General features: G+C 57.0%; 24 protein-coding genes and 1 pseudogene. 8 read left to right on the top strand and 17 right to left on the bottom strand.

Translation table 11 applies throughout. The annotated features are described in order from the left end of the window. Nucleotides 1-187: 187 nt before the first annotated feature. Entirely contained in the window at nucleotides 188-1,123 is a 936-nt protein-coding gene (locus tag ACLD1X_RS26415; RefSeq protein ID WP_429372799.1) for a LysR substrate-binding domain-containing protein, read from the bottom strand. Nucleotides 1,124-1,213: 90 nt separating this feature from the next. On the opposite strand from ACLD1X_RS26415, the gene ACLD1X_RS26410 reads away from it, so the two are divergent. Then, on the top strand, nucleotides 1,214-2,158 hold the full coding sequence (locus ACLD1X_RS26410) for a DMT family transporter (RefSeq protein WP_429372797.1): 945 nt from the start codon (nucleotides 1,214-1,216) through the stop codon (nucleotides 2,156-2,158). 144 nt (nucleotides 2,159-2,302) lie between these two features. On the opposite strand, the gene ACLD1X_RS26405 is transcribed toward ACLD1X_RS26410, so the two are convergent. The 5 genes from ACLD1X_RS26405 to ACLD1X_RS26385 all read right to left on the bottom strand — a co-directional run bounded on the left by ACLD1X_RS26405 (nucleotide 2,303) and on the right by ACLD1X_RS26385 (nucleotide 6,593). After that, nucleotides 2,303-3,070: an ABC transporter ATP-binding protein gene (locus tag ACLD1X_RS26405; protein ID WP_429372795.1), complete on the bottom strand. Its 768-nt coding sequence runs from the start codon at nucleotides 3,068-3,070 to the stop codon at nucleotides 2,303-2,305. Between the two features lie 20 nt (nucleotides 3,071-3,090). Further along, nucleotides 3,091-3,804, bottom strand: a complete 714-nt coding sequence (locus ACLD1X_RS26400) for an ABC transporter permease (RefSeq protein ID WP_429372793.1) — start codon at nucleotides 3,802-3,804, stop codon at nucleotides 3,091-3,093. Further along, on the bottom strand, nucleotides 3,801-4,490 hold the full coding sequence (locus ACLD1X_RS26395; protein ID WP_429372791.1) for an ABC transporter permease: 690 nt from the start codon (nucleotides 4,488-4,490) through the stop codon (nucleotides 3,801-3,803). The genes ACLD1X_RS26400 and ACLD1X_RS26395 overlap by 4 nt, the downstream gene beginning before the upstream one ends. 85 nt (nucleotides 4,491-4,575) lie before the next feature. Further along, a complete protein-coding gene (locus tag ACLD1X_RS26390) occupies nucleotides 4,576-5,364 on the bottom strand; it encodes an ABC transporter substrate-binding protein (protein WP_429372789.1) in 789 nt (262 codons plus the stop codon). Between the two features lie 59 nt (nucleotides 5,365-5,423). Then, nucleotides 5,424-6,593: a M20 aminoacylase family protein gene (locus tag ACLD1X_RS26385; RefSeq protein WP_429372787.1), complete on the bottom strand. Its 1,170-nt coding sequence runs from the start codon at nucleotides 6,591-6,593 to the stop codon at nucleotides 5,424-5,426. Between the two features lie 132 nt (nucleotides 6,594-6,725). Between ACLD1X_RS26385 and ACLD1X_RS26380 the strand changes: the two genes are divergently transcribed. Together ACLD1X_RS26380 and ACLD1X_RS26375 are read left to right on the top strand one after the other, a co-directional pair. Further along, nucleotides 6,726-7,679 carry a LysR substrate-binding domain-containing protein gene (locus ACLD1X_RS26380; RefSeq protein WP_429372785.1) on the top strand — a complete coding sequence of 318 codons (954 nt, stop codon included), beginning with the start codon at nucleotides 6,726-6,728 and terminating at the stop codon, nucleotides 7,677-7,679. 337 nt (nucleotides 7,680-8,016) lie between these two features. Then, complete coding sequence (locus ACLD1X_RS26375) at nucleotides 8,017-8,457, top strand: DUF2628 domain-containing protein (RefSeq protein ID WP_429372783.1); 441 nt, start codon at nucleotides 8,017-8,019, stop codon at nucleotides 8,455-8,457. A 236-nt stretch (nucleotides 8,458-8,693) separates the two neighbouring features. Here ACLD1X_RS26375 and ACLD1X_RS26370 read toward each other — a convergent pair whose 3' ends face one another. Together ACLD1X_RS26370 and ACLD1X_RS26365 are read right to left on the bottom strand one after the other, a co-directional pair. Further along, complete coding sequence (locus ACLD1X_RS26370; protein ID WP_429372781.1) at nucleotides 8,694-9,062, bottom strand: hypothetical protein; 369 nt, start codon at nucleotides 9,060-9,062, stop codon at nucleotides 8,694-8,696. A gap of 293 nt (nucleotides 9,063-9,355) precedes the next feature. Continuing rightward, the gene (locus tag ACLD1X_RS26365; protein ID WP_429372779.1) at nucleotides 9,356-9,514 is read right to left on the bottom strand and encodes a hypothetical protein; all 159 of its coding nucleotides are present in this window, start codon (nucleotides 9,512-9,514) and stop codon (nucleotides 9,356-9,358) included. Nucleotides 9,515-9,880: 366 nt separating this feature from the next. Here ACLD1X_RS26365 and ACLD1X_RS26360 point away from each other — a divergent pair, with 366 nt between their 5' ends. Beyond that, entirely contained in the window at nucleotides 9,881-10,423 is a 543-nt protein-coding gene (locus ACLD1X_RS26360) for an Hsp20/alpha crystallin family protein (RefSeq protein ID WP_429372777.1), read from the top strand. Nucleotides 10,424-10,469: 46 nt separating this feature from the next. Here ACLD1X_RS26360 and ACLD1X_RS26355 read toward each other — a convergent pair whose 3' ends face one another. The 3 genes from ACLD1X_RS26355 to ACLD1X_RS26345 form a co-directional block, all read right to left on the bottom strand. Next, nucleotides 10,470-11,858, bottom strand: coding sequence for an MBL fold metallo-hydrolase RNA specificity domain-containing protein (locus ACLD1X_RS26355; protein ID WP_429372775.1), 1,389 nt, complete (start codon nucleotides 11,856-11,858; stop codon nucleotides 10,470-10,472). 97 nt (nucleotides 11,859-11,955) lie between these two features. After that, nucleotides 11,956-12,876 (bottom strand): universal stress protein, encoded by a 921-nt coding sequence (locus ACLD1X_RS26350; RefSeq protein ID WP_429372773.1) that lies wholly within the window; start codon nucleotides 12,874-12,876, stop codon nucleotides 11,956-11,958. Nucleotides 12,877-12,973: 97 nt separating this feature from the next. Continuing rightward, nucleotides 12,974-13,210 carry an Lpp/OprI family alanine-zipper lipoprotein gene (locus ACLD1X_RS26345; RefSeq protein WP_429372771.1) on the bottom strand — a complete coding sequence of 79 codons (237 nt, stop codon included), beginning with the start codon at nucleotides 13,208-13,210 and terminating at the stop codon, nucleotides 12,974-12,976. Between the two features lie 313 nt (nucleotides 13,211-13,523). Here ACLD1X_RS26345 and ACLD1X_RS26340 point away from each other — a divergent pair, with 313 nt between their 5' ends. Next, nucleotides 13,524-13,949, top strand: coding sequence for a potassium channel family protein (locus ACLD1X_RS26340; protein WP_429372769.1), 426 nt, complete (start codon nucleotides 13,524-13,526; stop codon nucleotides 13,947-13,949). Between the two features lie 72 nt (nucleotides 13,950-14,021). Here the strand turns inward: ACLD1X_RS26340 and ACLD1X_RS26335 are convergent, their stop codons facing one another. Then, nucleotides 14,022-14,906 (bottom strand): universal stress protein, encoded by an 885-nt coding sequence (locus ACLD1X_RS26335; RefSeq protein WP_429372767.1) that lies wholly within the window; start codon nucleotides 14,904-14,906, stop codon nucleotides 14,022-14,024. A gap of 354 nt (nucleotides 14,907-15,260) precedes the next feature. On the opposite strand from ACLD1X_RS26335, the gene ACLD1X_RS26330 reads away from it, so the two are divergent. Continuing rightward, complete coding sequence (locus tag ACLD1X_RS26330) at nucleotides 15,261-16,004, top strand: helix-turn-helix domain-containing protein (RefSeq protein ID WP_429372765.1); 744 nt, start codon at nucleotides 15,261-15,263, stop codon at nucleotides 16,002-16,004. 72 nt (nucleotides 16,005-16,076) lie between these two features. Further along, nucleotides 16,077-16,751 (top strand): annotated as a pseudogene (locus ACLD1X_RS26325) (alcohol dehydrogenase); the annotation flags it as partial. On the opposite strand, the gene ACLD1X_RS26320 reads toward ACLD1X_RS26325, so the two are convergent. Then, complete coding sequence (locus tag ACLD1X_RS26320) at nucleotides 16,744-17,640, bottom strand: universal stress protein (RefSeq protein ID WP_429372763.1); 897 nt, start codon at nucleotides 17,638-17,640, stop codon at nucleotides 16,744-16,746. The pseudogene ACLD1X_RS26325 and the gene ACLD1X_RS26320 overlap by 8 nt on opposite strands. A gap of 224 nt (nucleotides 17,641-17,864) precedes the next feature. Between ACLD1X_RS26320 and ACLD1X_RS26315 the strand changes: the two genes are divergently transcribed. Then, nucleotides 17,865-18,428, top strand: a complete 564-nt coding sequence (locus ACLD1X_RS26315) for an N-acetyltransferase family protein (protein ID WP_429372761.1) — start codon at nucleotides 17,865-17,867, stop codon at nucleotides 18,426-18,428. 53 nt (nucleotides 18,429-18,481) lie between these two features. Here ACLD1X_RS26315 and ACLD1X_RS26310 read toward each other — a convergent pair whose 3' ends face one another. The 4 genes from ACLD1X_RS26310 to ACLD1X_RS26295 form a co-directional block, all read right to left on the bottom strand. Further along, entirely contained in the window at nucleotides 18,482-19,405 is a 924-nt protein-coding gene (locus ACLD1X_RS26310) for a universal stress protein (protein ID WP_429372759.1), read from the bottom strand. Nucleotides 19,406-19,509: 104 nt separating this feature from the next. Further along, nucleotides 19,510-20,748 (bottom strand): MgtC/SapB family protein, encoded by a 1,239-nt coding sequence (locus tag ACLD1X_RS26305; protein WP_429372757.1) that lies wholly within the window; start codon nucleotides 20,746-20,748, stop codon nucleotides 19,510-19,512. Between the two features lie 45 nt (nucleotides 20,749-20,793). Continuing rightward, on the bottom strand, nucleotides 20,794-21,036 hold the full coding sequence (locus ACLD1X_RS26300; RefSeq protein WP_429372755.1) for a hypothetical protein: 243 nt from the start codon (nucleotides 21,034-21,036) through the stop codon (nucleotides 20,794-20,796). A gap of 40 nt (nucleotides 21,037-21,076) precedes the next feature. Further along, nucleotides 21,077-22,150 (bottom strand): NAD(P)-dependent alcohol dehydrogenase, encoded by a 1,074-nt coding sequence (locus tag ACLD1X_RS26295; protein ID WP_429372753.1) that lies wholly within the window; start codon nucleotides 22,148-22,150, stop codon nucleotides 21,077-21,079. Nucleotides 22,151-22,273 lie beyond the last annotated feature (123 nt).

Genomic DNA, 22,273 nt, shown 5'->3' with positions numbered 1-22,273 from the left:
GACGGGGCTGACCTTTATTGTGTCGCTACTCACAGACAATAGACCTTAATCCTGATACGTGATTGGTCAAATGCTGTGCAGATGCACGTTCAAATCAGTTCAATAGCGGTGTTGCACTCAGCGCCTGTAAGCACCAGGCCTCCTTGCCTCGAAAGTCCGCCCAATCGGTGCACGCGCAAAGGGCTGTTCAGTCGCCCATTGATCCCAGTAGCCACTGGCGGAAAATCTCGGCAGCGGCAGAACGCTTGCGATGCTTGAGCGACACCAGGAATTCGCCATTGCCCGTCACGCATTCGAAAGGCGTGACCCGCTGCAATTCGCCCTTGGCCAGCGCTTCCTCAGCCATGAACGTCCAGGCAAGGCCGATGCCCATGCCTTGCTGAACGGCCCGATAGGCCAAGGTCAGCTGGTTGAAGACCGGGGCCTTGTCCCGCGCAACGTAGTCGATGGCAAAGTGGCCGAACCATTGATGCCAGTCCAGGCACTGCCAGGCGCAGGTGTCGATCTGCACCAGGTTGGCCTGCGCCAATTGTTCCAGCGTCTTGATCCCCGAGACATTCAGTGAAGGATGAGCCACGGCATAGACGATTTCCGGCAGCAGGAAATCGCTGTCCAGCGAGGGCCATTCGCCTGAACCATAAAGAATGCCCACGTCGAAATCATTGAGGCTGGCCTCATCGAACTCGTTGATCGCATGAACGTGCACGGCGATATCGGGATAGGCCTTGTTGAATTCGATCAGTTTCGGGAACAGCCAGAACTGGGCCAGGGCATGGGTCGCCAGCACCGATACGGCGTTGGACTGATGGACATTGCGAATTCGCGTGACGCTTTGGTACATCGTGGTGAGGAGCACGTTGACCGTCATCAGCAGCTCATCGCCAGCGCCGGTCAACTTGACGCCCCTCGGCTTTCGCTCGAAGAGCGGTACGCCCATGCAGTCCTCAAGCTGGCGCATCTGCTTGCTCACGGCGCTCTGGGTCAGAAACAGTTCGCTTGCGGCACCGGTGAAATTGGCGTGGCGTCCCACCGCCTCGAACGTGATCAGGGTTTCCAATGGGGGCAAGGTACGCAAGTAACGGTTAATGAGTGTTCTCCTGGGCGGGCGATTGCCGGCCGACATTCCGCATGGGAATGGGTGGCCAACTTTTTATCGCAGGTGTTGCTTATATACCATGGCTAGAATGCCGCTAAACAGCCTGTCAGAGCCGAGATGATGAACAGTGGGATTGTATTTGCGATGTTGGCGGGTGCCATTTGGGGAGGGGTGATCATCGCCCCTTCATTGCTGCCGGAATTCAATGCCGTACTGATCAGCAGCGTGCGGTTTGCGATGTACGGATTGATCTCGCTGCTCGTGGCGTTGCCCATTGCGTCCCGCCTGGTCTCACGGTTGACGCGTCGTGATGCCTTGATGCTGCTGCGCCTTTCATTCACCGGGAACATTCTGAACTACGCGTTGCTGGGCGCGTCCGTACAACTGAGCGGGGTGACTGCCGCCGCCCTTATCAACGGCATGATGCCGGTTGCCATTACCTTCCTGGGGCGTGGCGATGCCGGCTCCCTGCCCGTGACAAAGCTCAAGCTGCCCCTGCTCCTGGTATTCCTGGGCATCGTATCGGTCAGTCTCGAACACTCAGGCGCGCGGGCAGCGGGCACCACGCTGTCTTCCCAGTTGCTGGGCCTGGCCTGCGGGTTCAGCGGCGTGGTCTGTTGGTCCTGGTACGCCACCCATAACGCCCGTTATCTCAAGCAAAGCCATTTCAACAGCAGCGAATGGTCGACGTTGTTGGGGATCGTGACGGGCGTGGTGGCAGTCGTGTTCGGTATCGCTGCCTTGATCCTGTTCCCGAACCTGGTACCCGCTCAGGTTGAAAACAGCCGCTGGACAGCCTTGCTGTGGGTCTGCCTGTTCCTGGCACTTTGTGGTTCGTGGATTGCCAATGGGCTGTGGAATGCCTGCTCGCGTCGACTGGCCACCTCGTTGAGTGGCCAGATGATCGTCTTCGAAACGCTGTTTGCCTGTGTATACGGTTTTCTGTTCAGCCAGCGGGTGCCCGGCCTGATGGAGCTGGCATCAATCGTGTTGTTGGTGGGTGGGGTCGTGTGGGCGGCGCAGCGTCACCGAATGGCACCGGTAAAACAGGCTGAACCGTAGCCGCCGGGAGCCGTTTTCTGCCGGTGCTGACCGGCAGGTATGGGGCGGTTGCAATCCATCGTGACAGGCAGAAATCGGCCAGGAGCGGTCGGTCGGTCGCGAGCCCGGCGATGAAGTGACTTTCTTTCGCAGACTAAAGGGCACCTACTTGAGACTCCCGGCCAGGAACTGCTGCAACCGCTTGCTTTGAGGTTGCTCCAGCAGCGTGCCTGGCGCTCCCGACTCCTCCACCCGCCCCTGATGCAGAAACATGACGTGGTTCGACACCTGCCTGGCAAACGCCATTTCGTGTGTGACGACCACCATCGTCCTGCCCTCTTCGGCCAGTTGCTGCATGACTTTGAGCACCTCGCCCACCAGTTCAGGGTCAAGGGCTGAGGTCGGTTCGTCGAACAGCATCACCTCAGGCTCCATGGCCAGCGCACGTGCAATGGCCACCCGCTGTTGCTGGCCGCCGGACAAATGCACCGGATACCGGACCTCGACTGTTTGTGGCAGCCCCACCTTGGCAAGGTAATGGCGCGCCCGCTCCAGTGCCTGCGCCCGACTGATACCGAGCACGCTCATCGGGCACTCGATGATGTTTTCCAGCACGGTCATGTGACTCCACAAATTGAAGTGCTGAAACACCATCGACAAGCGGCTGCGCAGGCTCCGTAACTGCCCCGGGTTAGCCACACACAACTCGCCCCTGGAGTTTCTGCGGGTGAGCAACTCTTCGTCATTGACGACAATGCGACCGGCCGACGGTTGTTCGAGATGGTTGATACAACGCAAGAAGGTACTTTTCCCGGAACCGGAGGAGCCAATGATGCTGATCACATCACCCGCCCTGGCCTTGAGCGAAACCCCTTTCAACACTTCATGGTTGCCGTAGTTCTTATGGATATCTTCAACGATCAATTTATACATTCGTGCAAGTCCGATAGGGGTCAGTGCGTCCGCGGTTTGAGATAGGCCAGCCAATGCAGCTCGCCGCGTCGAAACAGCCAGATCAGGAAAAACGCGCTGGCGGCGTACAGCACCCCGGCAATGCCAAAGGCGGTAAAGGATGCATAGGTCGCCGAATTGACATCGCGGGCGATCTTCAACAAATCAGGCACTGTGGCGGTAAATGCCACCGAAGTGGAATGCAGCATCAGAATCACTTCATTGCTGAAAAACGGCAGCGCGCGGCGCAACGCCGACGGCAAAATGATCCGCCGATAAAGCGTGAACCGGTTCATTCCGTAGGCACTGGCGGCCTCGACCTCACCGTGGGCGGTCGCCCTGATGGCACCGGCAAAAATCTCGGTCATGTAGGCGCAGGTATTGAGCCCGAACGCCAGTACCGTGCAGTTGAAGCCATCACGGAAAAACGCGTTGAGAAAATCCTGGGACCGCACCACATGCAAGCTGTACACCCCGGTGTAAAAGAACAGCAGCTGGATGTACAACGGGGTGCCACGAAACACGTAGGTGTAACACCAGACCGGCAGGCGCAGCAGCGGGTTGCGGCTGACGCGGGCAATCGACAATGGCACCGCGAGCACAAACCCCATCGCCACCGCCAGGATCAGCAACCACAAGGTCACCGCCAACCCGGAAAAGTGCGGCCCGTCACTCCACAGGTACGCCTGCCAGTAGGATTCGAGAATGGCGGTCATAACGCAGCCTTCCTGACACCGACCGAGTAACGGTGCTCAAGCCACAGCAACACGCCGTTGGAGACCGTGGTAATGGCGAGGTAGATCAGGCCACCGACCAGGGTGAAGTAAAAGAACTGCATCGAGCCCTTGCCCGCGTCCTGCGTGGCCTTGACCACATCGGTCAGACCGATGATCGACACCAGCGCCGTCGACTTGATCAGTACCTGCCAGTTATTGCCAATGCCCGGCAAGGCGTGGCGCAACATTTGTGGAAAGAGGACCTTGCGAAAGGTTTCCCCACGGGTCATGCCGTAAGCCCTCGCCGCCTCGATCTGCCCCGCCGGGACGGCCTGGAAGGCGCCGCGAAACGTCTCGGTAAAGTAGGCCCCGTAAATGAACGCCAGCGTCACGACGCCGGCCAGAAACGGGTCGATGTCAATTTGAGTGATGCCCAGCCAATCGGTCATCCGGTTGAGCAACATCTGCAGGCTGAAGAACAGCAGCAACATGATCACCAGGTCCGGCATGCTGCGGATCACGGTCGTATAGGCCGTGGCCAGCGTGCGCAACAAACGGTTGGACGATAACTTGGAACTGGCGCCCATCAGCCCGGCCAGGACGGCGATCAGCAATGAACAAAGCGCCAGTTTGATGGTAGCCAGGGTGCCCAGCAGAATCTGCGGGCCAAAACCTTCCAGAAACATCTCACTCTCCTTTTTCTTGTCAGGGTGAGGTGAAGGGGGTAATGGAGCGCTCGAACGAGCGCCCTTTGAAGGTAACAACGACGCGTTACCTGGCGCCGTAGACGTCAAAATCGAAGTACTTGTCGTTGATCCGCGCGTAAGTACCGTTGGCGAGAATAGTTGCCAGGGCTTTGTTCAAGTCTTCACGCAACGCGACATCACCCTTGCGCAGACCAAGGCCATCACCGACGCCGAAGATGCCCGGGTCATCCAGCGTGGCACCGGCAAATTCATAGTCCTTGCCCGCCGCTGTTTTCAAGAAGCCGTAACTGGCTTGAATGGCCCCCTGCAACGAGGCATCAAGTCGCCCCACTACCAGGTCGGCGTACACCTGATCCTGATTTTGATAGGAAAGAACGTCCACGCCTTTGGAACCCCAAACTGCTTTGGCATAGGACTCCTGGGTCGAGCCCTGTTCCACACCAATGCGCTTGCCCTTGAGCGATTCGACAGTTGGCTGTAATCCCGATCCACGTTTGGCCACCAATCGAGCCGGGGCATTGGACACCTTGTCGGTAAACGCAATCTGCTCCAGGCGTTTGGGTGTGATGGTCATCGACGACGCCACCGCATCGAACTTGCGCGCCAGCAGTGCCGGGATCATCCCGTCCCAACTGCTTTCCACCCAGACGCATCGGGCTTTCAGTTCGGCGCACAAAGCCTCGGCGATATCGACCCCGAAGCCGGTCAGCGTGCCATCCTGGTTCTTGTATTCCAGCGGTGGATACGTCGGGTCCACTCCAAGCTTCAACACTTTGCCAGACCAGTCGGCCGCACCCGCCAGGCTCGAGGCCGTCAGCAACACCAGGGAAACGGCTGCAATCATCTTGTTCATTTTTATTCCTCTTCAGGCCGCAGATTTTTTACCGGTACAACGGGTGGAAATGTGCCGTCTCAACACAGAAAACGTTCGACCAACTTGACCCAATAGCTCGCGCCCACCGGCAGGCAGCCGTCATTGAAGTCGTAGCCGGGGTTGTGTAGCAGGCACCCGCCTTCTCCCTCGCCATTGCCGATCACCAGATAGCTGCCCGGGCATTTCTCCAGGACAAAAGCAAAGTCCTCGCTGGCCGTGAACGGACGCAAGTCATCGATCAGGTGTTCCTCTCCCAGCCAGTCACGGGCGACTTCATGGGCAAATGCTGTCTGTTCGGGATCATTGATCAACACCGGATGGCAATGCTGGTAATCGATGTGGACCCGGGCGCCAAAACTCTCGGCCTGGCCCTTGACCAACTCAGTGATCCTGACCTCCAGCAAGTGGCGAATCTCGGGGGTCAGGGCGCGTACGCTCAGGCTCAGGTCGGCGCTCGACGGGATGACATTCGAGGCACTCCCTGCATGCAGGGAGCCCACCGTGATAATCGCCATCTCCTGCGGGTTAACGTTGCGCGAGACGATGCTTTGCAGGGCCATCACGATCGAGGCACCGATCACCACCGGGTCGACGGCTTTGTGCGGCACTGCACCATGGCCACCATTGCCGATGATTTTGATGTTCACCGTGTCGGCAGACGCCATGAAGGGTCCGCTGTAAAAACCCAAATGGCCTACGGGATAACCCGGCACGTTATGCATGGCGAAGATCGCGTCACACGGAAACCGTTCGAGCAGCCCGTCCTCCAGCATTTTCCTGGCACCGCCCAACCCTTCTTCCGCCGGTTGGAAAATCAGGTGCACGGTGCCATTGAACGCCCGTGTCCGGGCCAGGTACTGACCGGCTGCCAGCAGGACTGCTGTATGACCGTCGTGACCGCAGGCATGCATGACACCGTCGATCCGGCTGGCATAAGGCAATCCGGAGGCTTCCTGTATCGGCAACGCATCCATGTCAGCGCGCAAGCCGATCGACCGACCCTCACCATTTTTCAGGGTGGCAACGACCCCGGTCTTGCCCACCCCGGTACTGACCTCAAAGCCCCACTGAGTCAAACACGCTGCAACCAGCCCACTGGTGGCGAATTCTTCAAAACCCAGTTCGGGGTGCGCGTGAATGCTGTGACGTATCGCGATCATTTCATCTTGCATCGCGGCAATACCAGGCAGGATCGAGCCGGCATCCATGGGTGTTCTCCTTCGACAGGGGCTGTGCAGCAGCAAAAGCGCTGTTGAAGTCGATCTTAGGGAACGAACGCTGGGCTGGGGAGATGCAGTTTGGTTATGATGACAACCATTAGTTGTCAGCGTGGTTAGCAGATGAAATTGCATCAATTACAGGCACTGATTGCCAGCGCCGAAACCGGCAGTATCCGCGCGGCCGCGCGTTCGCTGGAGATTTCCCAGGCCGCTGTGACCAAAGCGCTGCGCGAGTTGGAATCCAGCCAGCAGCTACCACTGTTTACCCGAACTGCCAGCGGTTTGAACTTCACCGAATACGGCAAAGTGCTGCTGACTCACGCCCGGCTGGTGATCAAGCAACTGGAGCACGCACAGACCGAACTTGATCACATGCGTGGCAAGGCTCAAGGCCGGCTCTGCGTCGGGATCACCCCATGGGTCGCCCTGACCTTCCTGCCCGAAGTCGTGCTGGCTTTTCGCGAGCGTATGCCACAAATCAAGCTGGAACTGTTCGAAAGCCTGATGGCCGTTGCCCAGCCGCTGCTACGCGACGGCAGCATGGACTTCGCGATTGGCCAACTCCACCCCACACAATCGACCCAGGAATTCGCCTGCGAAACCTTGCTCGATTACCAGACCTCAGTGCTGGTCCGCGAGGGTCACGCCCGACGGCATGCGCGATCGATCCACGAGTTACTGGAAGAAAACTGGACCCTGAACTACGCGCCAGACGGGCACGATGGGCTGATGCAGGAACTGTTCTGGAAACACGGCGCGCAAATTGATGAGAATCGAATCGTACGTGCTCATTCGCTGGCCATATTGCAGATGATGGTCGAACGGGCCGACATGTGCACTTGGGGGCCGTCCATTGTGAGCACAGCTCCGCCATTTCTGGGGCGAGTGGTATCCCTGGGGTTGACCGAGCAGTTCGAGCCCCGACAGCTGAGCATCGTGACGCGCCGCAATGGCGCACTAAGCAATCCAGCGGTCTGCTTCACCGAATGCCTGTTGCAGGTCATTCGGCGCCATGCGCGCTCGGCAAAAAAAGAAGACCGCGCGCTGTTTGAAACCTTGCGACTGAGGCTGTGAGGTAACCCTACGGATTCAAGTCTGATACCACAGGACGTCTTTGGGTGAAGTCTGGCCATAGGTACCAACGCCAAGCGTTCACTCCTGACTGATTTCTGCACGTGGCGAGAGGCGGCTCTCGGCCAAAAGCAGACCTCGGGTGCGCTGCTAGACTCCGCAATGAGGCCAAAGACAACGCCGCCATTCCTACTCGCCTCATGTCGTGTTTGTGGCGCGACACTCAAGCAAAACAGGGAGTTACGCATGAGCAAGGAACGTTATGCGACAGAAACGACGGAAAATACTACGTTACTTCTGCCGTCTACTTATAGTTAGCCACCATCAACAAGGAAGCCACATGGAATCTCATAATCCCTACTCCCCACCCACCGCAGTGGTTCTCGAACTCAACGAAAAACCAACTGACGAAATGATAGAAAACCTACCGATTTCTGCAGCTTGGAAAGAGCGCTTCAAGGCAATCGCTCATGCAGGCGGGCCAAAGCTACCCAACCTCAAAAATCTTCCAAAGCCGGAGCGAAGAAAAGCCTCCTCTTTTAACATTTTGGCGTATCTCTTCGGCCCAATATATTACCTATCCAAAGGAATGTGGAAGAAATCAATCACATACTTAATCTTGTCAGTTGTCATTGTTATAGCCCTAAGTCTTCTTCTAGATGCGCTCGGATACCCCGAATTATCCAATGCTCTTAAATATGGAGTAAGTGCATTTTATGCACTCCGCGCAAACATAGACTTTTACAAAAAAACCGTCCTACATAGCAACGGATGGTGGTAACAGAAAACAATGCGCTCAACCACCGCTTACTTCGCTTGAAAACTGGGCGCATATTGATTTCTTCTACTCTAATCGGCCTCCCCAAGACGGCAGTCCCGGGTTTATTTCAGGCGAGTCCAGCAGACAGGCTTTGTCCGGCAGCTGCCTCTCGTCAACGTCAGTTTCCGGCCATTAGCTGCCGGTCGCGACGGGCAGCTAATGGCCAGAAGCAGTTGTCGCAAGACGACTACGGACTGTTAATCTTCAGGGTCTGTGGGCTTGTCTTTAAAGTCAGCGGGCTTGTCTTCAAAGTTAGCGGGGTTGCCTTCAAAGTCAGCGGGCTCGTCTTCAGGGTCAGTGGGCGCGGGCCGCCATTTATTGCCAGGGCCAGTGGGCTCGGGGTGCCAACTATTGCCAGGTCCAGTCGAGAGACCGCCACCGGGGCCCGTTGAAAGTCCACCACCGGGACCTGTTGAGCACGGACCACCGGGGCCCGTATAGCCTAAACAATCAGCGAAAATATTTGATGAAGAAAGTAACAGGCTGAACATCAGGACAACTTTGACTCTTCCGTTAATCATTTTTCCTTCCCGGTTGCCGTATGGATCACATTTCAGGGTGGGCATATCCCCCCTCGTTGACGCCTATCCTGGTTTCTCGAACGCCTTGATCCAGCCTGGGAAACAGGGGTGCTTTGCGTACCCGAGCCAAGCAACCAAGGTAGCAGCCTGTCACTATCCATTCAGACTGAACACCTCAAACCAGGTTTGCGCCATAAAACTTATTTTTATCTGGCGCAACCGTGAACGCTTCATGCGGTATCTGTTCCCATCCCGGATGGAACCCAGTACTTTCGATGACGTCCGCTTTGAGTTGGTTTCTGCTGCTGACCGGCAGCTTCACGCCCTGAGGAGCTCAGTCAACCAAAATCGAGGTTCTTCAGGAGCGGTGAACCACGCTTCCTCAAGGCATTCAAATAGGTGGTTTCATCGCAGAGCCATTCCTGGGGTAGCAGGACCTTTGGGCAATCGTTGAGCCCCGGTACCTTCTGATATTCCTGGCGGTAGACCAGCGTCATAGCCGGGTCCAGGCCCACCAGCTGCACTCCACAGTCGGCGAGCGCCTTGAGCTGATGGGCGTTGCGGATCTACGCTCACGTCACATTCTTGAGCAGAGACTCTTGGTCTGAATACTCCGGTCAACTCACTCTCTCTGATCCAAATCAAACGGGCTTTGTGTATTCGCGCATAAATTAGATCCAGCATCCTCACCATCCATTCGGTGATACGGGACAATTGATCTCGACGGCAACAGCCTTGGCCGGCCGATGCTCTGGTCCGGGATGCTGGCCTCATAAAATTAGGCACTGCGCCGTGCTTTTTCAGGGCGGACAGGTGTACCGGATGTTTTCAGCCTGCCCCTTACTCAAGAGGAGTCCTGAAAAATGAGCAATTCCGTGAAAAACATGCCGATTAAAAACGACGACAAAGCCAGCCAGCATCCAGTGTCGACGGACTTTTGGCGGCCACTGGAAAAATTACGGCAGCAGGTCGATCACCTATTCGAGGATTTCCATCACGGCTCCAGCCTGTCCCCCTTCAGCCGCGGCCTATTCGATGTCGAACCGTACTGGCGCCGGCATTTTATCAGTCATCGTCTGCCAGCCGTAGACATCACCGAGGAAGACAAGAGCTTCGAAATCACTGCCGAACTGCCCGGCATGGATCAGAAGAACATCGAGATCAAGCTGTCCAACGGCAGTTTGATCATCAAGGGGGAAAAGAAAGAGGACAAGGAAGAAAAAAGGAAGGGCTATCACCTCAGCGAGCGTCACTACGGTTCCTTCGAGCGGGTGTTCAACCTGCCCAAGGGCGTGGATGCTGAGAAGATCGAAGCGAGCTTTAGCAAAGGCGTGCTGAGTATCTCGCTGCCGAAAAAGCCCGAAGCCATGAAAGCGGATAAGGTCGTACCGATTAAGGCCGACTGATGCCAGGCAAAACTGCCCCCAGCCGGGAAATCGGCTGGGGGCTTTTTTATATTGGTTTGATTTCTGAAGGATCGATGCTGGAGAGCTCGATGCTTTCGCGATACTCCGGCACCGAAACCGACCATCCCAACTCCAGGCTGATGCGACGGCGCAGCACATCCGACGCGTTAGGTTCCCCATGCACCACAAAGGTGTGTTTTGGCGGTCGCTTGAACCCACGCAGCCACTGCATGATTTCCTCGGCATCAGCGTGCGCGGACAAGGTTTGCATCGGCACGACTTCAGCCCGGATCGGCACATCCTTGCCGTGGATACGGACCGAAGAAGCCCCCGCGACAATTTGCGCGCCACGAGTACCGCCGGCCTGAAAACCTGGCATCAGCAGCGTGTTGATCGGATTGGGGGCCAGCGCCTTGAGGTGATGGACCACCCGCCCTCCGGTCGCCATACCACTGGCGGCGATGATCACCGCTGGGGTGTTTTGCTGATCGAGCGCTCTTGAGTCTTGGACGGTCCGCACGAACTGCGCCACATGGCACATACCTTCGCAGTCCTCCAGAGATAATCTGTGCTCGCTACGAAAGCGCTGGTACAGGCACGTGACGTCGGTGGCCATCGGGCTGTTCAGGTAGATTGGAATATCGGGAATCGCCCTTTTCCGCTTCAGCTGATACAAGTGATACATCAACAGCTGGGCACGTCCTACCGCGAACGAAGGCACCAGCGTAATTCCTCGGCGCAGTGCAGTACGGGTGATCACCTCAGCCAATTGCTCCTGCGGCAACTCGACTGGATGTTGACGATCACCATAGGTCGACTCCACCAGCAGGTAATCCGCCTGCTCGACAGTTTCTGGAGCGAACATCAAAGGATCCTCAGGTCGCCCCAAATCTCCGGAAAAGACCAAGGTCATGCCGCTGGCAATCACCTCCACCGTTGCCGCACCCAGGATATGCCCGGCGCATCGAAGCTCGATGGTCATGTCCGAGACAATTTCAACCTTGTGGTGCAGCTCCACCGGCCGCAACAGTTTTAGTGCTTGTTCGGCATTTTGTTCAGTGTAAAGCGGCAACGCCGGGTTGTGCTTTGAGAAGCCATGCCGATTGGCGAACTCAGCTTCTTCTTCCTGCAATCGGCCACTGTCTAGCAGCAGAATTTTCACCAGCTCACAGGTCGCTGGCGTGGCGTAAACCGGGCCGCGATAACCATTGCGCACCAGTACGGGCAGATAGCCGCTGTGATCGAGATGGGCATGGGTCAGCACAATCGCATCCAGGTCGCTGACCGGGAGCTGGAACGGGTCCCGGTTGTGTAATCGCAGTTGCTTGTAGCCCTGGAACAGACCGCAATCGATCAGCACATGTTGGTTACGATGTTCCAGCAGGTACTTACTGCCCGTGACCGTACCCGCGGCACCCAGAAATGTGATTCGCATGGCCGTTTCCTTGAACATTCAGGGGAGCGCTATTGATCGCTCCTTTTGGTTCAGGGCCAATTGATTTTTATCAACTGCAGGCTCGACAGTGCCCCTTTCAATCAGGTGGGGGCAATGGTTTGACGATCATCAAACTGCACGGTGCCCGGTTCAAAACATTCTCAGCGGTACTGCCGATAAACCGGTCATTTTCATGAGGATAAACCGTGCCCAGTACCACCATGTCAAAGGCATTCTGTTGAGCGAAAAGTCCGATGACCTTGTGGGGGATGCCTGTCAGCGAGTGTCGGCGCGTATTCTTGATGCAATAGCGCTCTGCTAGCGCATCAAAGGCCTCTTGTTGGGCGTCCTGAATCGCATCCCTCAAACTGTCATCAAGACTGCCTGTCGGCACACTCATCGTTGTATCGCTCATCACTGACCATCGACTGACGTTGAGCACGTGCAGCGCAGCACCGCAGCTGGCCGCCAGGGTAGAAGCCAGATCGAGTACCCGCTCGTTCAATCCTTGCGTCATCTCTTCCAGATGGGACAGATCAATCGCCGCGAGAATTTTCAGTGGCTTGGGATTGGCTGCACTGGTCACCAGGTGCAAGTGGGCCGGACACTCGCGCAGCAAGTGCCAGTCCAAAGGTCGGTGAAAGGCCCGGTCGAGTGCCGGTACGTAATGGGTATCCTTGATCACTAGATCCGGAAAAAAGTCATTCACGTACTCCAGCAGGTGCGCCAGGCTCGACCGGGCCCAGACCACTTCAGTGGTCACCTGCATGCCAGCGCACCGTTGAAACCGGGCCTGCTGCTCCAGCCAATGCCGGTGCACCTGGAGATAACCCTCCCGCGCCTGGGCCATCGCATCGTGGTCAAGCAGACCGGCTACCGCAAGCGCCGGGACATAATCGAACGCGACGATGTGCAACAACGCGCCGGTTGCACAAGCCAAAGCACGCGCACGCTCAAACGCCGGGGTCAGGGTCATTTCACTTGGGGCTATCAATAGAATGCGTTTAAGTTTGAGCATCACATACCTCCCCCTGAAACCATTTACCTATCTGATTTCAAGCTCGACTTCCTTTCTCTGGGCCTGAGGCAACCACTTGTTACTTGCGATTCGTCTTCTACAGCATCCGCCTGGCACGTTCGTTCGCCTCATCGGCGGTACTTTGCGCCTGTGCGGCCGCTGCAGCTGCCTGATCAGCCCTTATGAACGCCTCATCGGCCCTGAGGCGTGCCGTTGCAGCATTGTTTTCGGCGGACTCCAGACGCGCGTCGATCTCTTGGGCGTACTTATGACTACAACCGGTAGTCGTCGCCAGCAGAATGCTCAGCAATGCAGCGGACAAGCACTTGTTCATGATCGCCACCCTCGGTTTATCGCAACTAGAAACCTGCAGTTCGAGTATCTTGCGTAATCCGGCGGGAACTATGATTTTTATCAACTAAATTGTTGGCTATTGCTGGCAGCACCGCTTCCTTTCGGCTCATGAAACCATTGTTGATTTACCTCAACGATTTTCCCGTTCTCTGGTGTAGAAAAACACAGACCGGCAATTACAGTTCGCCATAGCCATCGGACCTCACAGAGGAGGTCATCATGAGCGACTTGAGCCTGCGTAAAACCAGTCTGGAATAGCTTGAATTCCAGCCCGACATCGCTGGAGATCCGCCATGTTGGCAGTCACACTGATCAATACGCTGGTGGTCATAATCGTCGTAGTGATCCATTACGAATGTCTGCTACGTCTGAATGATTGGCTGCCACGACTCAAGCTATGGAGCCGCTTTAGAATTGTCGTTGGGGTATTCGGCGCATTGCTGGCCCATGCAACAGAGGTCTGGTGCTTCGCGCTGGTCTACTACCTGATGGTGCGCTCTGGTAGATGGGGTAGCCTGACGGGCAACTTCGACGGTTCGCTGATGGACTGCGTTTACTTTTCCTTCACGACGTACACGACCATCGGCTTCGGCGATATTTCGCCGGTGGGCCACCTCAAATATTTGACCGGCCTGCAGGCCCTGACCGGGCTGGTACTCATCACGTGGACTGCATCTTTTCTGTTTCTGGAAATGCAGAAGTACTGGAAACGAAAATAATCCCTTTCTCCACACGTATCAGATTCAACTGTCGAACTGACGGTGTGACATCACCCCCCGTACCGATTCGATCTATATTGCCAGGACACAGCACGGCACCTGATACAGGATATGCTCGGTCGTGCTGCCCAGAAGCTTGTCCACTCCATGGGACTGGACCCTGCCCATCACGATCACATCCACGTTGTGTTTATTAGCGAACTCGCTCAGCGCCGAGACCGGATGCCCCAGAATGAAATGTCGACGATCAGAGGGCACACCGAAGCGGCCGGCCAACCTCAGGAAGGACTTTTCCAAGTCCCTGCGTAGCGCTTTGGTAAGGTCAGCGAGCGTCAGGCTACCCATGTCCGCCAAATAGTCAGCCGCAACATCGCAGGCGTACAACAAATGCAACTCGGCTTCACACTGCATGGCAAGGCTGGAGGCCTGGTTGATAATCCGCTCATTCAGTTCGTTGTCGGCTGACTCACTGTCCGACACCTCAACTGCTGCCACCACCCTGCGCGGCAACACGAAGCCGCTGCCACCCACCAATAAAACCGGTACTGGACAATGGCGAAGCAGATGCCAGTCCAAAGGCGTGAAAAAGGCCCGTTTGAGCGCCGATTCATGCTGAATTTCCTTGATCAACAGGTCGGGATGCAATTCCGCAACGTGGTCAAGAATGTCCTGTTTCATGTCCTCAGCCCAAACCACCTCGGTGGTCACGTCGATATCTCTATCCCGCAGCCTTTTTGCCTGAGACTTAAGCCATTCACGATGGTCCTGCAGGTAGCGCTCCCGGGCCAGTTCTCGAGCACTTTCTTCAAGCAGCGATAACCATTTGAATGAGGGGATTAGCGTCGCGATATGCAAACTCGCGCCGCTGGCCTTGGCCAGCGCTGCAGCATGGTTCAAGGCTGAGAAATAGCGCAGGGAAGGTTTAAGTATGAGTAACAACCGTTGATACTGGCTCATGATGGGTCTCCAGTCAGATCATCATTTCCAAGCTGCGATCCTGGACATCAGCAAATCATCGTTCGATGCTGCCTGCCAGATCGAGATCTCGGGCCCTGATGAGTCTTAACCGGAACATCGGCATCGAAGCTTTTCCTCGATTCTGAGAGCCTGAAGCGCTGATGACTTGATTTACATCAACTCTCAAAGCCTGCGTTCAAGTTGAATGACGCAGAAATCGAATGGGCATTGGCCCATGCCTACGAATCGGTTCTCTCACCCGCTCGTCTCTTACATCCACATAAGTCGTATCTAGTGATTATCAGAGCTGTTTGAGCGCCTATGCTTACTCCAGTCATACGGGGCATACAGCGCATGTCTGAAGTCAAGCCGTCTCAAAGTCACGACCTCAAGTCTGCATGCTCCAACTGCAGCGTGTTGGAGTTATGTCTACCGCTTGGCCTGACCGGTGTGGAAATCGAGCGTCTGGACACACTGATCATGCAACGACTTAAGATCAAAAAAGGCGTAGCTCTCTACCGCGCAGGCGATCCGCTGCGCTCGCTTTATGCCGTCCGAATCGGTTCGTTCAAGACCACCGTGCTTTCGATCGATGGTCGCGAGCAAGTCACGGGATTCCAGATTCCTGGCGAAATGCTCGGTCTGGATGCCATCAGCACTGATCTGCATGCCTGCGACGCGGTTGCCCTAGAGGACAGCGAGGTCTGCCCCATCCATTTTGCTCACCTGGAAAAACTTGCCCGAGAACTGCCTTCATTGCAGCACAACCTGAACAAAATCCTCAGTCGGGAAATCGTTCGCGATCACGACATGCTGATGATGCTGGGCAGCATGAACTCGGATGAACGCCTGGCGGCTTTTTTGCTGAATATGTCGCAACGCTTGAATACGCGGGGTTATTCATCCAGCAGCTTTGTGCTGAAAATGCGTCGGGAGGAAATCGGCTCCTACCTGGGTCTGCGCCTCGAAACCATCTGCCGGGGCATCGCGCACCTGCGTGACCAAGGACTGGTGGAAATAACCGGACGCGATGTCAACATCATGGACCTGGGCGGGCTCAAGCAACTGATCGTGGGCTGCCAGCGTCACCTCAAGTGACGTCTTGAGAAGCTTCATGCGTGCCATGGTCCTGCGTCGTCCTGTCCAGCCGTTACAACTGGAAGAACATCCGATAAAGCCCGGTTCACCGGTTGCCATCTGGACGGGGGTTATGCCGAGTACACCGTAGCCGACGCACGTTTCTGCTTTCTGATTCCTGAGGCGCTTCCGACACCCAGGCCGCTCCGCTGCTGTGTGCCGGGCTGATCGGCTTTTGGGCCCTGCAAATGGCCAAGGGCGCCCACCATCCGGGCCTCTATGGTTCTGGCGCGGTGGCACATTTGGCCATCCAGGTCGCCCGTGGACGCGGACAGAAGGTGTATGCCTTTACCCGTCCAGACGACAGCGAGGGCCAGCTTATGCCCGATCGCTGGGCGCCGAATGGGCCGGGCCTTCGGATCAGCCGCCGCATCTGCTCGATGTCAGCCTGATTTTCGCCCCCGTCGGGGCGCTGGTACCGCTGGCACTGGCCGTCACCGTCAATGTGGCTGCGTAATTTGCGCCGGCATTCACATGAGCGACATTCCAGCCTTTCCCTATCGGCTCTTGTGGGGCGAGCGCAGCGTTCGATCGGTGGCCAACCTGACCCGCGACGATCGCACAGCGTTTTTCGAGGAGTTGCAGCACACACCTGTACACTGCGACGTCACCTGTTTTGCCCTCGACAATACCAATCAGGCGCTGGAGCGGTTGCGGACCGGGCAGTTCAACGGCGCAATCGTGCTCATTCCCTGGCGCGCTACTTGACCGCAAGAATGCTCCCCGGCACCGAGTACAGTGCCCGCTCTGTATTGCTGCCGATCAGCCGGTCGATCCCCACCCGATGCACAGTGCCCATCACTACCACATCGGCCAAATATTCCTCGACGAATCCACTGATCACCGGCACTGGCAGCCCCATGACAAAATGACGTCGTTCAGGCGGCACGTTGTAGCGTTCGGCCAATGTGACGAAATCCTGGTGCAGGGATTGACGCAGCTCCTCGATAAAGTCCACGCCCCAACCACCCCCAGCCAGTGGCGCATCGCTGTTGAAGACAGGCGACAAGTCATAGGCGTATAGCAGGTGTAACGGCGCATCGCATTGCAAGGCAAGGGCGTTGGCGGTCTGGATGATGGTGTCATTCAAGCCGCTGATTTGTGTCGCCGGATCGAACGGGTCCACTGCCGCCACAATCCGGTGGGGCAAGCTGTACCGGACTTGGTTGACCAGGTGCACGGCGACCGGACATTCACGCAACAAGTGACAATCGAGTGGAGTAATGAACACCCGCTTCAGCGCGGGTTCAAGGGCCACATCCTTGATCAGCAGATCGGGCTTCAGATCTTCGACCGTCTTCAAAATGTCCAGCAGCGGATGGGTGGTAAAGACGGCTTTGACCGTCACCTCCAGATCCAGGTCGCTGAGTCGATCGAACTCTTCGGCCTCCCAGCGGCAGTATCGACGCACATAGCGCTGCGGCTCTACATCATCGACTTTTTCCTCCCACAAATGCACCACTGGTGTCGGTTCGACAAAGGCCCGTACATCTAGAACGGCACCAGCTGCCTTGGCCAGCGCGACAGCACGCTGCACGGCGGGGGACTGCTGCAGGCTTTGATCGACGATCAGCAGCAACCGTTGATATTGACTCATCACACACCTCCGTTCGACCCCGGACTTCACGCGCCGGCATGCTTCAACACTGCGCTCTGATACCTCGTGCGAGTTGATTTACATCAAACACGCATGAATTGGCGACCCCGGCACCCGTCTCTGATCCAGATCAAATTCCAGTTCACACAGCGGCGTAGAAAGGCACCAAACACAGTTGTTTTTTCCACCCGTCCCCCTTCAAAACCGCACAGGAGGAACACCCCATGCTCACCATCAAAGAACACAATGATCAGGCCGCGGCAGCTTACGCCGCGGTCGACGGTCAATACTGGATCGAAGCGCTCAGGGACGGCCGACACGTGCTGATTCGGCCACTGACGGAAAAGGATCGTGACCATGAATATGCCTTCATCAAACGGCTGTCTCCCGAATCCCGGCACATGCGTTTTCTCGCGCAGATCAAAGAGCCCAGCGTTGCGATGCTCAACCAGTTGATGGACACCGACAATAAACAGCGCGTGGCCTACGTCGCCTTGGTCCATGACAACGGTCAACTGGTCGAGATCGGCATCAGCCGCTACGCGGACACCGGGGAACATGAATGTGAATGCGCCGTCACCGTCGCCGATGAATGGACGCACTTGGGCCTGGGCACATTGCTGATGGAGCATCTGATCACGGCCGCTCGCCGGAACGGTTATCACCAGATGTATTCGGTGGACGCTGCCAGCAATGCCCCCATGCGCGACCTGGCTAAGGCACTGCGCTTCGAGATGCACACTGATCCTGATGACCTCCATCAGGTCATCCATCGTCTTTACCTCTAAAAAATCGCCCTGCGATGTTCCGGCCAACGGTCCATTGCGGGGCGATCCAGTCCTCAGGACTGCAGCATTCGTTCCGGCTTGATCGACAGCACACTGCACGGTGCCCTATGCAAGAGTTGCTCGGCCGTGGTGCCTAAAAGTTTGCTCAGGCCCTTGTGTTGCACCGAGCCCATGACAATGACATCGGTGCCGTGGTCGGCGGTGAATGCACAAATACTCGACACAGGTGCACCCTCGATGAAGTGACGACATTCCGGAGGTACGCCGTGGCGTTCAGCGATGGCCGCAAACGCCTCATGCTGAGCTGCTCCTAACCTTTCATATATCCCGGTGGCCAGCGGTAATGCGCCGAAGCCCATGTCCTGGACGTATACAGCCGTCCAGTCGTACACATGCAGCAGTTCAAGACGGGCATCACAGACCGCAGCCAGTTTCGCCGCAGCGTCGATAATCTGGTCGTTAAACACACGGTCCTGATCTTCATCGCGCAACACATCAATAATGGCCAGTACATTACGTGGCCGGGGATTTAGAGGCGTGGTCACCAGATGCACCGGTACCGGACAATCACGCAGCAGCTGCCAATCCAACGGTGTGAAAAACACGCGCTTCAGCACCGATTCTTCCTGGGCGTCCTTAATAATCAGCGTCAGCGGCATCTCGTGGATAAAGTGCAGGATCTCCGCATAGGGATCCTGCACCCACACCACCTCGCTGGAGACCTCGACACCATGTTTGCTCATCAAAGCTGTTTGATCGGCGAGCCATTGCCGATGGGTTTGCAGATAGCCGTCCCGGGCTAAGCGCAATTGTTCCGGGGCGAACATCCCAGCAACCGCCAAGGCCTCTGAATAGTCGAACGCCACGATGTGCAACGGCAAATGCATCGCCAGCGCCAACGCCGCAGCCCGGTCGAATGCCGGGGTACGACTCATGGCTGAAGGGGCGATCAAGAGTAAACGATGAGTCTGCGACATGGGGCACCTCGGCACGCGGCCATTTCAATCCAGTAGTAGAGCCATAGATTGATTGCTACCTGTTTTGACCACTTGATTTTTGTCAGGTAGGCGCGCGATGTTCCTCAGGACACCACCATGCCCGCCCACATAGCCAGTGTCAGCAACACCTGGCCCGGAATCACGTAGGCGGCGAACCGTCGCCCACCACTGACCCACGCCACCACGCATTTACTGATGGAGTTGCTGCTGATCACAATCAGCACAGGGCCGACAATGGCATCGAACGGCAACTGACCGGACTTGGCCAATGTAGCAATCGACGCCGTCGACGCATGCGCATCGGCAAAACCGGTAAACGTGGCCGTGAGCATTACCCCCACCAGGCCGAAATAGCTGAGCATCATGGACGAGACAAAGGTGATGCCGGTCATGGTCAACGTGACGATCAGGGCCAGTTTGAGGTTGAACGCGCCACCGACCTTGATCGGTTGGTTGGCGCTGGTCGCCGGCTTGGGGAACATTAGACACAAGCCATATAATGCTGCCGCAACAGCGCCGCCTATCAGAGGCCCCCACATGTGACGCAACAAACCGGGGTCGACGGCCCCCAGGATCAGGCCGACCTGAGTGACGGTGGCCATATTGGACAGTATCGCGGCCGCGCTCAGAACTTTCATGTTGTCGGGTTGCCGGCCGACGAGGTGTCCCATGGCGGCGATCGTCACGGTGCTGGAGGCAAACCCGGAGGCAATGGCGCTGATTGCGTAACCGTAACGGGTGCCCAGGGTACGAACAGCAATATGCCCAATCGCCCCCACTGCCATCAGCAACACAGTCAGCATGCAAATGGTACGCAAATTGATGGCCGTGTAGGGGCCGATAAAACGGTCCGGCGCCAAGGGCAGCACGACCAGCGCAGCGGTCAGCAGGATCAGGCCGTCACCCAGCTCGGCATCGGTCAATTGACTGCGGGCGAAATAGTGCAGCTTCTGTCGATAGGCCAGCAGCCCCGCAATCGCCACGCCGATGGCAATCGCCAGCGTAGGCCTTGAGCCACACAGCCCACCCAGTACCAAGACACTGAGCAACGCGACTTCACTGGTCACACCGGGGTCATCGCCCAAGCTCCGCCAGTACGCTACGGTGACCAGCACTCCCAGGATGATCGCGACGATGCTTATCAGCAGGTTGCCACCGAGCTGCATCGCCACATAACCCAACAATGCCGTGATCGCGTACGTGCGCAAACCGGCACAAGCACGGGTCTCCTCCTGTCCCTTGTGCCGTTCGCGTTCAAGGCCGATGAGCATGCCAATCCCCAGCGCAGCAGCTGCACCCGCCATCCCGAAAGTTTCGTTCATTGGGTTCTCATCGACATGAGTCCCGCCCCTCGCTGGCGCACATCGTTACTCCAAGAGGTCGGCACGAGCCTGTTCGGCGTTCGGATAGGCAGTTCGATGGTCAGGCATCAGTCTGGTAAAGGCTGCTGAGCCTAGGGGGATCGGCCAGGCATGCGGCGCTTCGATTCGTGCCTTGAGTTGGCCAACGAAAGCCTGTGCTTCGCTTAGGTTATTGAAGTTCACTTCCAGGGCATCCATGCGCACGACCCAGCAATGGCTTGTCGGTTTCTCCGTGATATCAATGATCATAGATACCTCCGTTCGACGTCGAGATACGCCCCTCACACCCTCACGGCGTAATCGCGACCTTCATCACACCATCCCGTTGGTGAGCAAACAACTCATAAGCCGCCTCGATATCATCGAGTTTGAAACGGTGAGTCACCAGCGGCGACAGGTCCACGCCACCGCTCTGCACTACCGCCATCAAGCGGCGCATACGCTCCTTGCCGCCAGGGCACAGGGTGGTGACGATGCTGTAGTCGCCCAAACCTGCGGCAAAGGCATCGAGGGGAATTCGCAGATCGCTGGAGTAAACACCGAGGCTGGATAGTCGACCACCCGGACGCAATACCCGCAGCGCGGATTCGAACGTCCCCTGTGTCCCCAGTGCTTCGATGGACACATCGACACCCCGACCATCGGTCAGGGCCATGATCTGCTCGACCACGTTACCGTCCTTGAAGTTGACGACATGAGTCGCACCCAACCGTCGCGCGACGTCCATCCGCTCAGCCACGGCATCGACGCCAATGATCGTCGTCGCGCCTTTAAGTCGTGCACCCGCCACCGCACAGAGGCCTATTGGCCCAAGGGCAAACACGGCAACCGTATCGCCGATGGTCACTTCGCCCCGCTCAGCCCCGGAAAACCCGGTGGACATGATGTCTGGGCACATCAACACCTGCTCGTCACCGAGCCCGTCGGAAATCGGGCACAAATTGGCAATGGCGTCCGGTACCAGCACGTACTCGGCCTGGCAGCCGTCGATAATGTTGCCAAACTTCCAACCCCCAATGGCACGGAAACCATGGCGGGTATCGGGTCCATCCTGTGACGCGCAACCACACAGGCAGGCATAACTTTGTCCGCTGGGCGTGATGGCACCGGCAATCACCCGCTGCCCTTCGACAAAACCGCGCACCTGCGAACCGAGACGTTCAATGATGCCTACCGGCTCGTGGCCCACGGTCAGGCCCTTGGCCACTGGATATTCACCGCGCAAGATGTGTACGTCGGTGCCGCAAATGGTCGTGGTGGTGATACGGATCAACGCATCCTGCGGCCCGACTTCCGGGATGGGTTTGTCTTCCAGCACGATCCGATTCCGTTCAACGAAAACAGCCGCTTTCATGGTTGCCATGGCGATCCCTCCTTTGCCGTACGTAAGTCAAAGTGCAGCACGAGCCCAAAGACTGCGCCGGGGTGACGGACGAAAGATTGATAATGGTCAACAATTTCGTCACTGGACGAGACCTGGGTAACC

Source organism: Pseudomonas sp. 18173 (assembly GCF_050432945.1).
Taxonomy (GTDB): Bacteria; Pseudomonadota; Gammaproteobacteria; order Pseudomonadales; family Pseudomonadaceae; genus Aquipseudomonas.
Note: the sequence above shows the minus strand (reverse complement) of the source record. Positions and strands in the feature narration are given on the sequence as shown.

Excerpts from the sequence above, each read along its gene's own strand:
- ACLD1X_RS26345 (WP_429372771.1), bottom strand. The coding sequence starts at position 13,210 with ATGAACAAGTGCTTGTCCGCTGCATTGCTGAGCATTCTGCTGGCGACG.
- ACLD1X_RS26335 (WP_429372767.1), bottom strand. The coding sequence starts at position 14,906 with ATGAGCCAGTATCAACGGTTGTTACTCATACTTAAACCTTCCCTGCGC.
- ACLD1X_RS26330 (WP_429372765.1), top strand. The coding sequence starts at position 15,261 with ATGTCTGAAGTCAAGCCGTCTCAAAGTCACGACCTCAAGTCTGCATGC.
- ACLD1X_RS26400 (WP_429372793.1), bottom strand. The coding sequence starts at position 3,804 with ATGACCGCCATTCTCGAATCCTACTGGCAGGCGTACCTGTGGAGTGAC.
- ACLD1X_RS26370 (WP_429372781.1), bottom strand. The coding sequence starts at position 9,062 with ATGCCCACCCTGAAATGTGATCCATACGGCAACCGGGAAGGAAAAATG.
- ACLD1X_RS26390 (WP_429372789.1), bottom strand. The coding sequence starts at position 5,364 with ATGAACAAGATGATTGCAGCCGTTTCCCTGGTGTTGCTGACGGCCTCG.
- ACLD1X_RS26355 (WP_429372775.1), bottom strand. The coding sequence starts at position 11,858 with ATGCGAATCACATTTCTGGGTGCCGCGGGTACGGTCACGGGCAGTAAG.
- ACLD1X_RS26300 (WP_429372755.1), bottom strand. The coding sequence starts at position 21,036 with ATGATCATTGATATCACGGAGAAACCGACAAGCCATTGCTGGGTCGTG.
- ACLD1X_RS26310 (WP_429372759.1), bottom strand. The coding sequence starts at position 19,405 with ATGTCGCAGACTCATCGTTTACTCTTGATCGCCCCTTCAGCCATGAGT.
- ACLD1X_RS26415 (WP_429372799.1), bottom strand. The coding sequence starts at position 1,123 with ATGTCGGCCGGCAATCGCCCGCCCAGGAGAACACTCATTAACCGTTAC.
- ACLD1X_RS26360 (WP_429372777.1), top strand. The coding sequence starts at position 9,881 with ATGAGCAATTCCGTGAAAAACATGCCGATTAAAAACGACGACAAAGCC.
- ACLD1X_RS26365 (WP_429372779.1), bottom strand. The coding sequence starts at position 9,514 with ATGACGCTGGTCTACCGCCAGGAATATCAGAAGGTACCGGGGCTCAAC.
- ACLD1X_RS26350 (WP_429372773.1), bottom strand. The coding sequence starts at position 12,876 with ATGCTCAAACTTAAACGCATTCTATTGATAGCCCCAAGTGAAATGACC.
- ACLD1X_RS26305 (WP_429372757.1), bottom strand. The coding sequence starts at position 20,748 with ATGAACGAAACTTTCGGGATGGCGGGTGCAGCTGCTGCGCTGGGGATT.
- ACLD1X_RS26410 (WP_429372797.1), top strand. The coding sequence starts at position 1,214 with ATGATGAACAGTGGGATTGTATTTGCGATGTTGGCGGGTGCCATTTGG.
- ACLD1X_RS26405 (WP_429372795.1), bottom strand. The coding sequence starts at position 3,070 with ATGTATAAATTGATCGTTGAAGATATCCATAAGAACTACGGCAACCAT.
- ACLD1X_RS26295 (WP_429372753.1), bottom strand. The coding sequence starts at position 22,150 with ATGGCAACCATGAAAGCGGCTGTTTTCGTTGAACGGAATCGGATCGTG.
- ACLD1X_RS26380 (WP_429372785.1), top strand. The coding sequence starts at position 6,726 with ATGAAATTGCATCAATTACAGGCACTGATTGCCAGCGCCGAAACCGGC.
- ACLD1X_RS26320 (WP_429372763.1), bottom strand. The coding sequence starts at position 17,640 with ATGAGTCAATATCAACGGTTGCTGCTGATCGTCGATCAAAGCCTGCAG.
- ACLD1X_RS26385 (WP_429372787.1), bottom strand. The coding sequence starts at position 6,593 with ATGGATGCCGGCTCGATCCTGCCTGGTATTGCCGCGATGCAAGATGAA.
- ACLD1X_RS26375 (WP_429372783.1), top strand. The coding sequence starts at position 8,017 with ATGGAATCTCATAATCCCTACTCCCCACCCACCGCAGTGGTTCTCGAA.
- ACLD1X_RS26340 (WP_429372769.1), top strand. The coding sequence starts at position 13,524 with ATGTTGGCAGTCACACTGATCAATACGCTGGTGGTCATAATCGTCGTA.
- ACLD1X_RS26395 (WP_429372791.1), bottom strand. The coding sequence starts at position 4,490 with ATGTTTCTGGAAGGTTTTGGCCCGCAGATTCTGCTGGGCACCCTGGCT.
- ACLD1X_RS26315 (WP_429372761.1), top strand. The coding sequence starts at position 17,865 with ATGCTCACCATCAAAGAACACAATGATCAGGCCGCGGCAGCTTACGCC.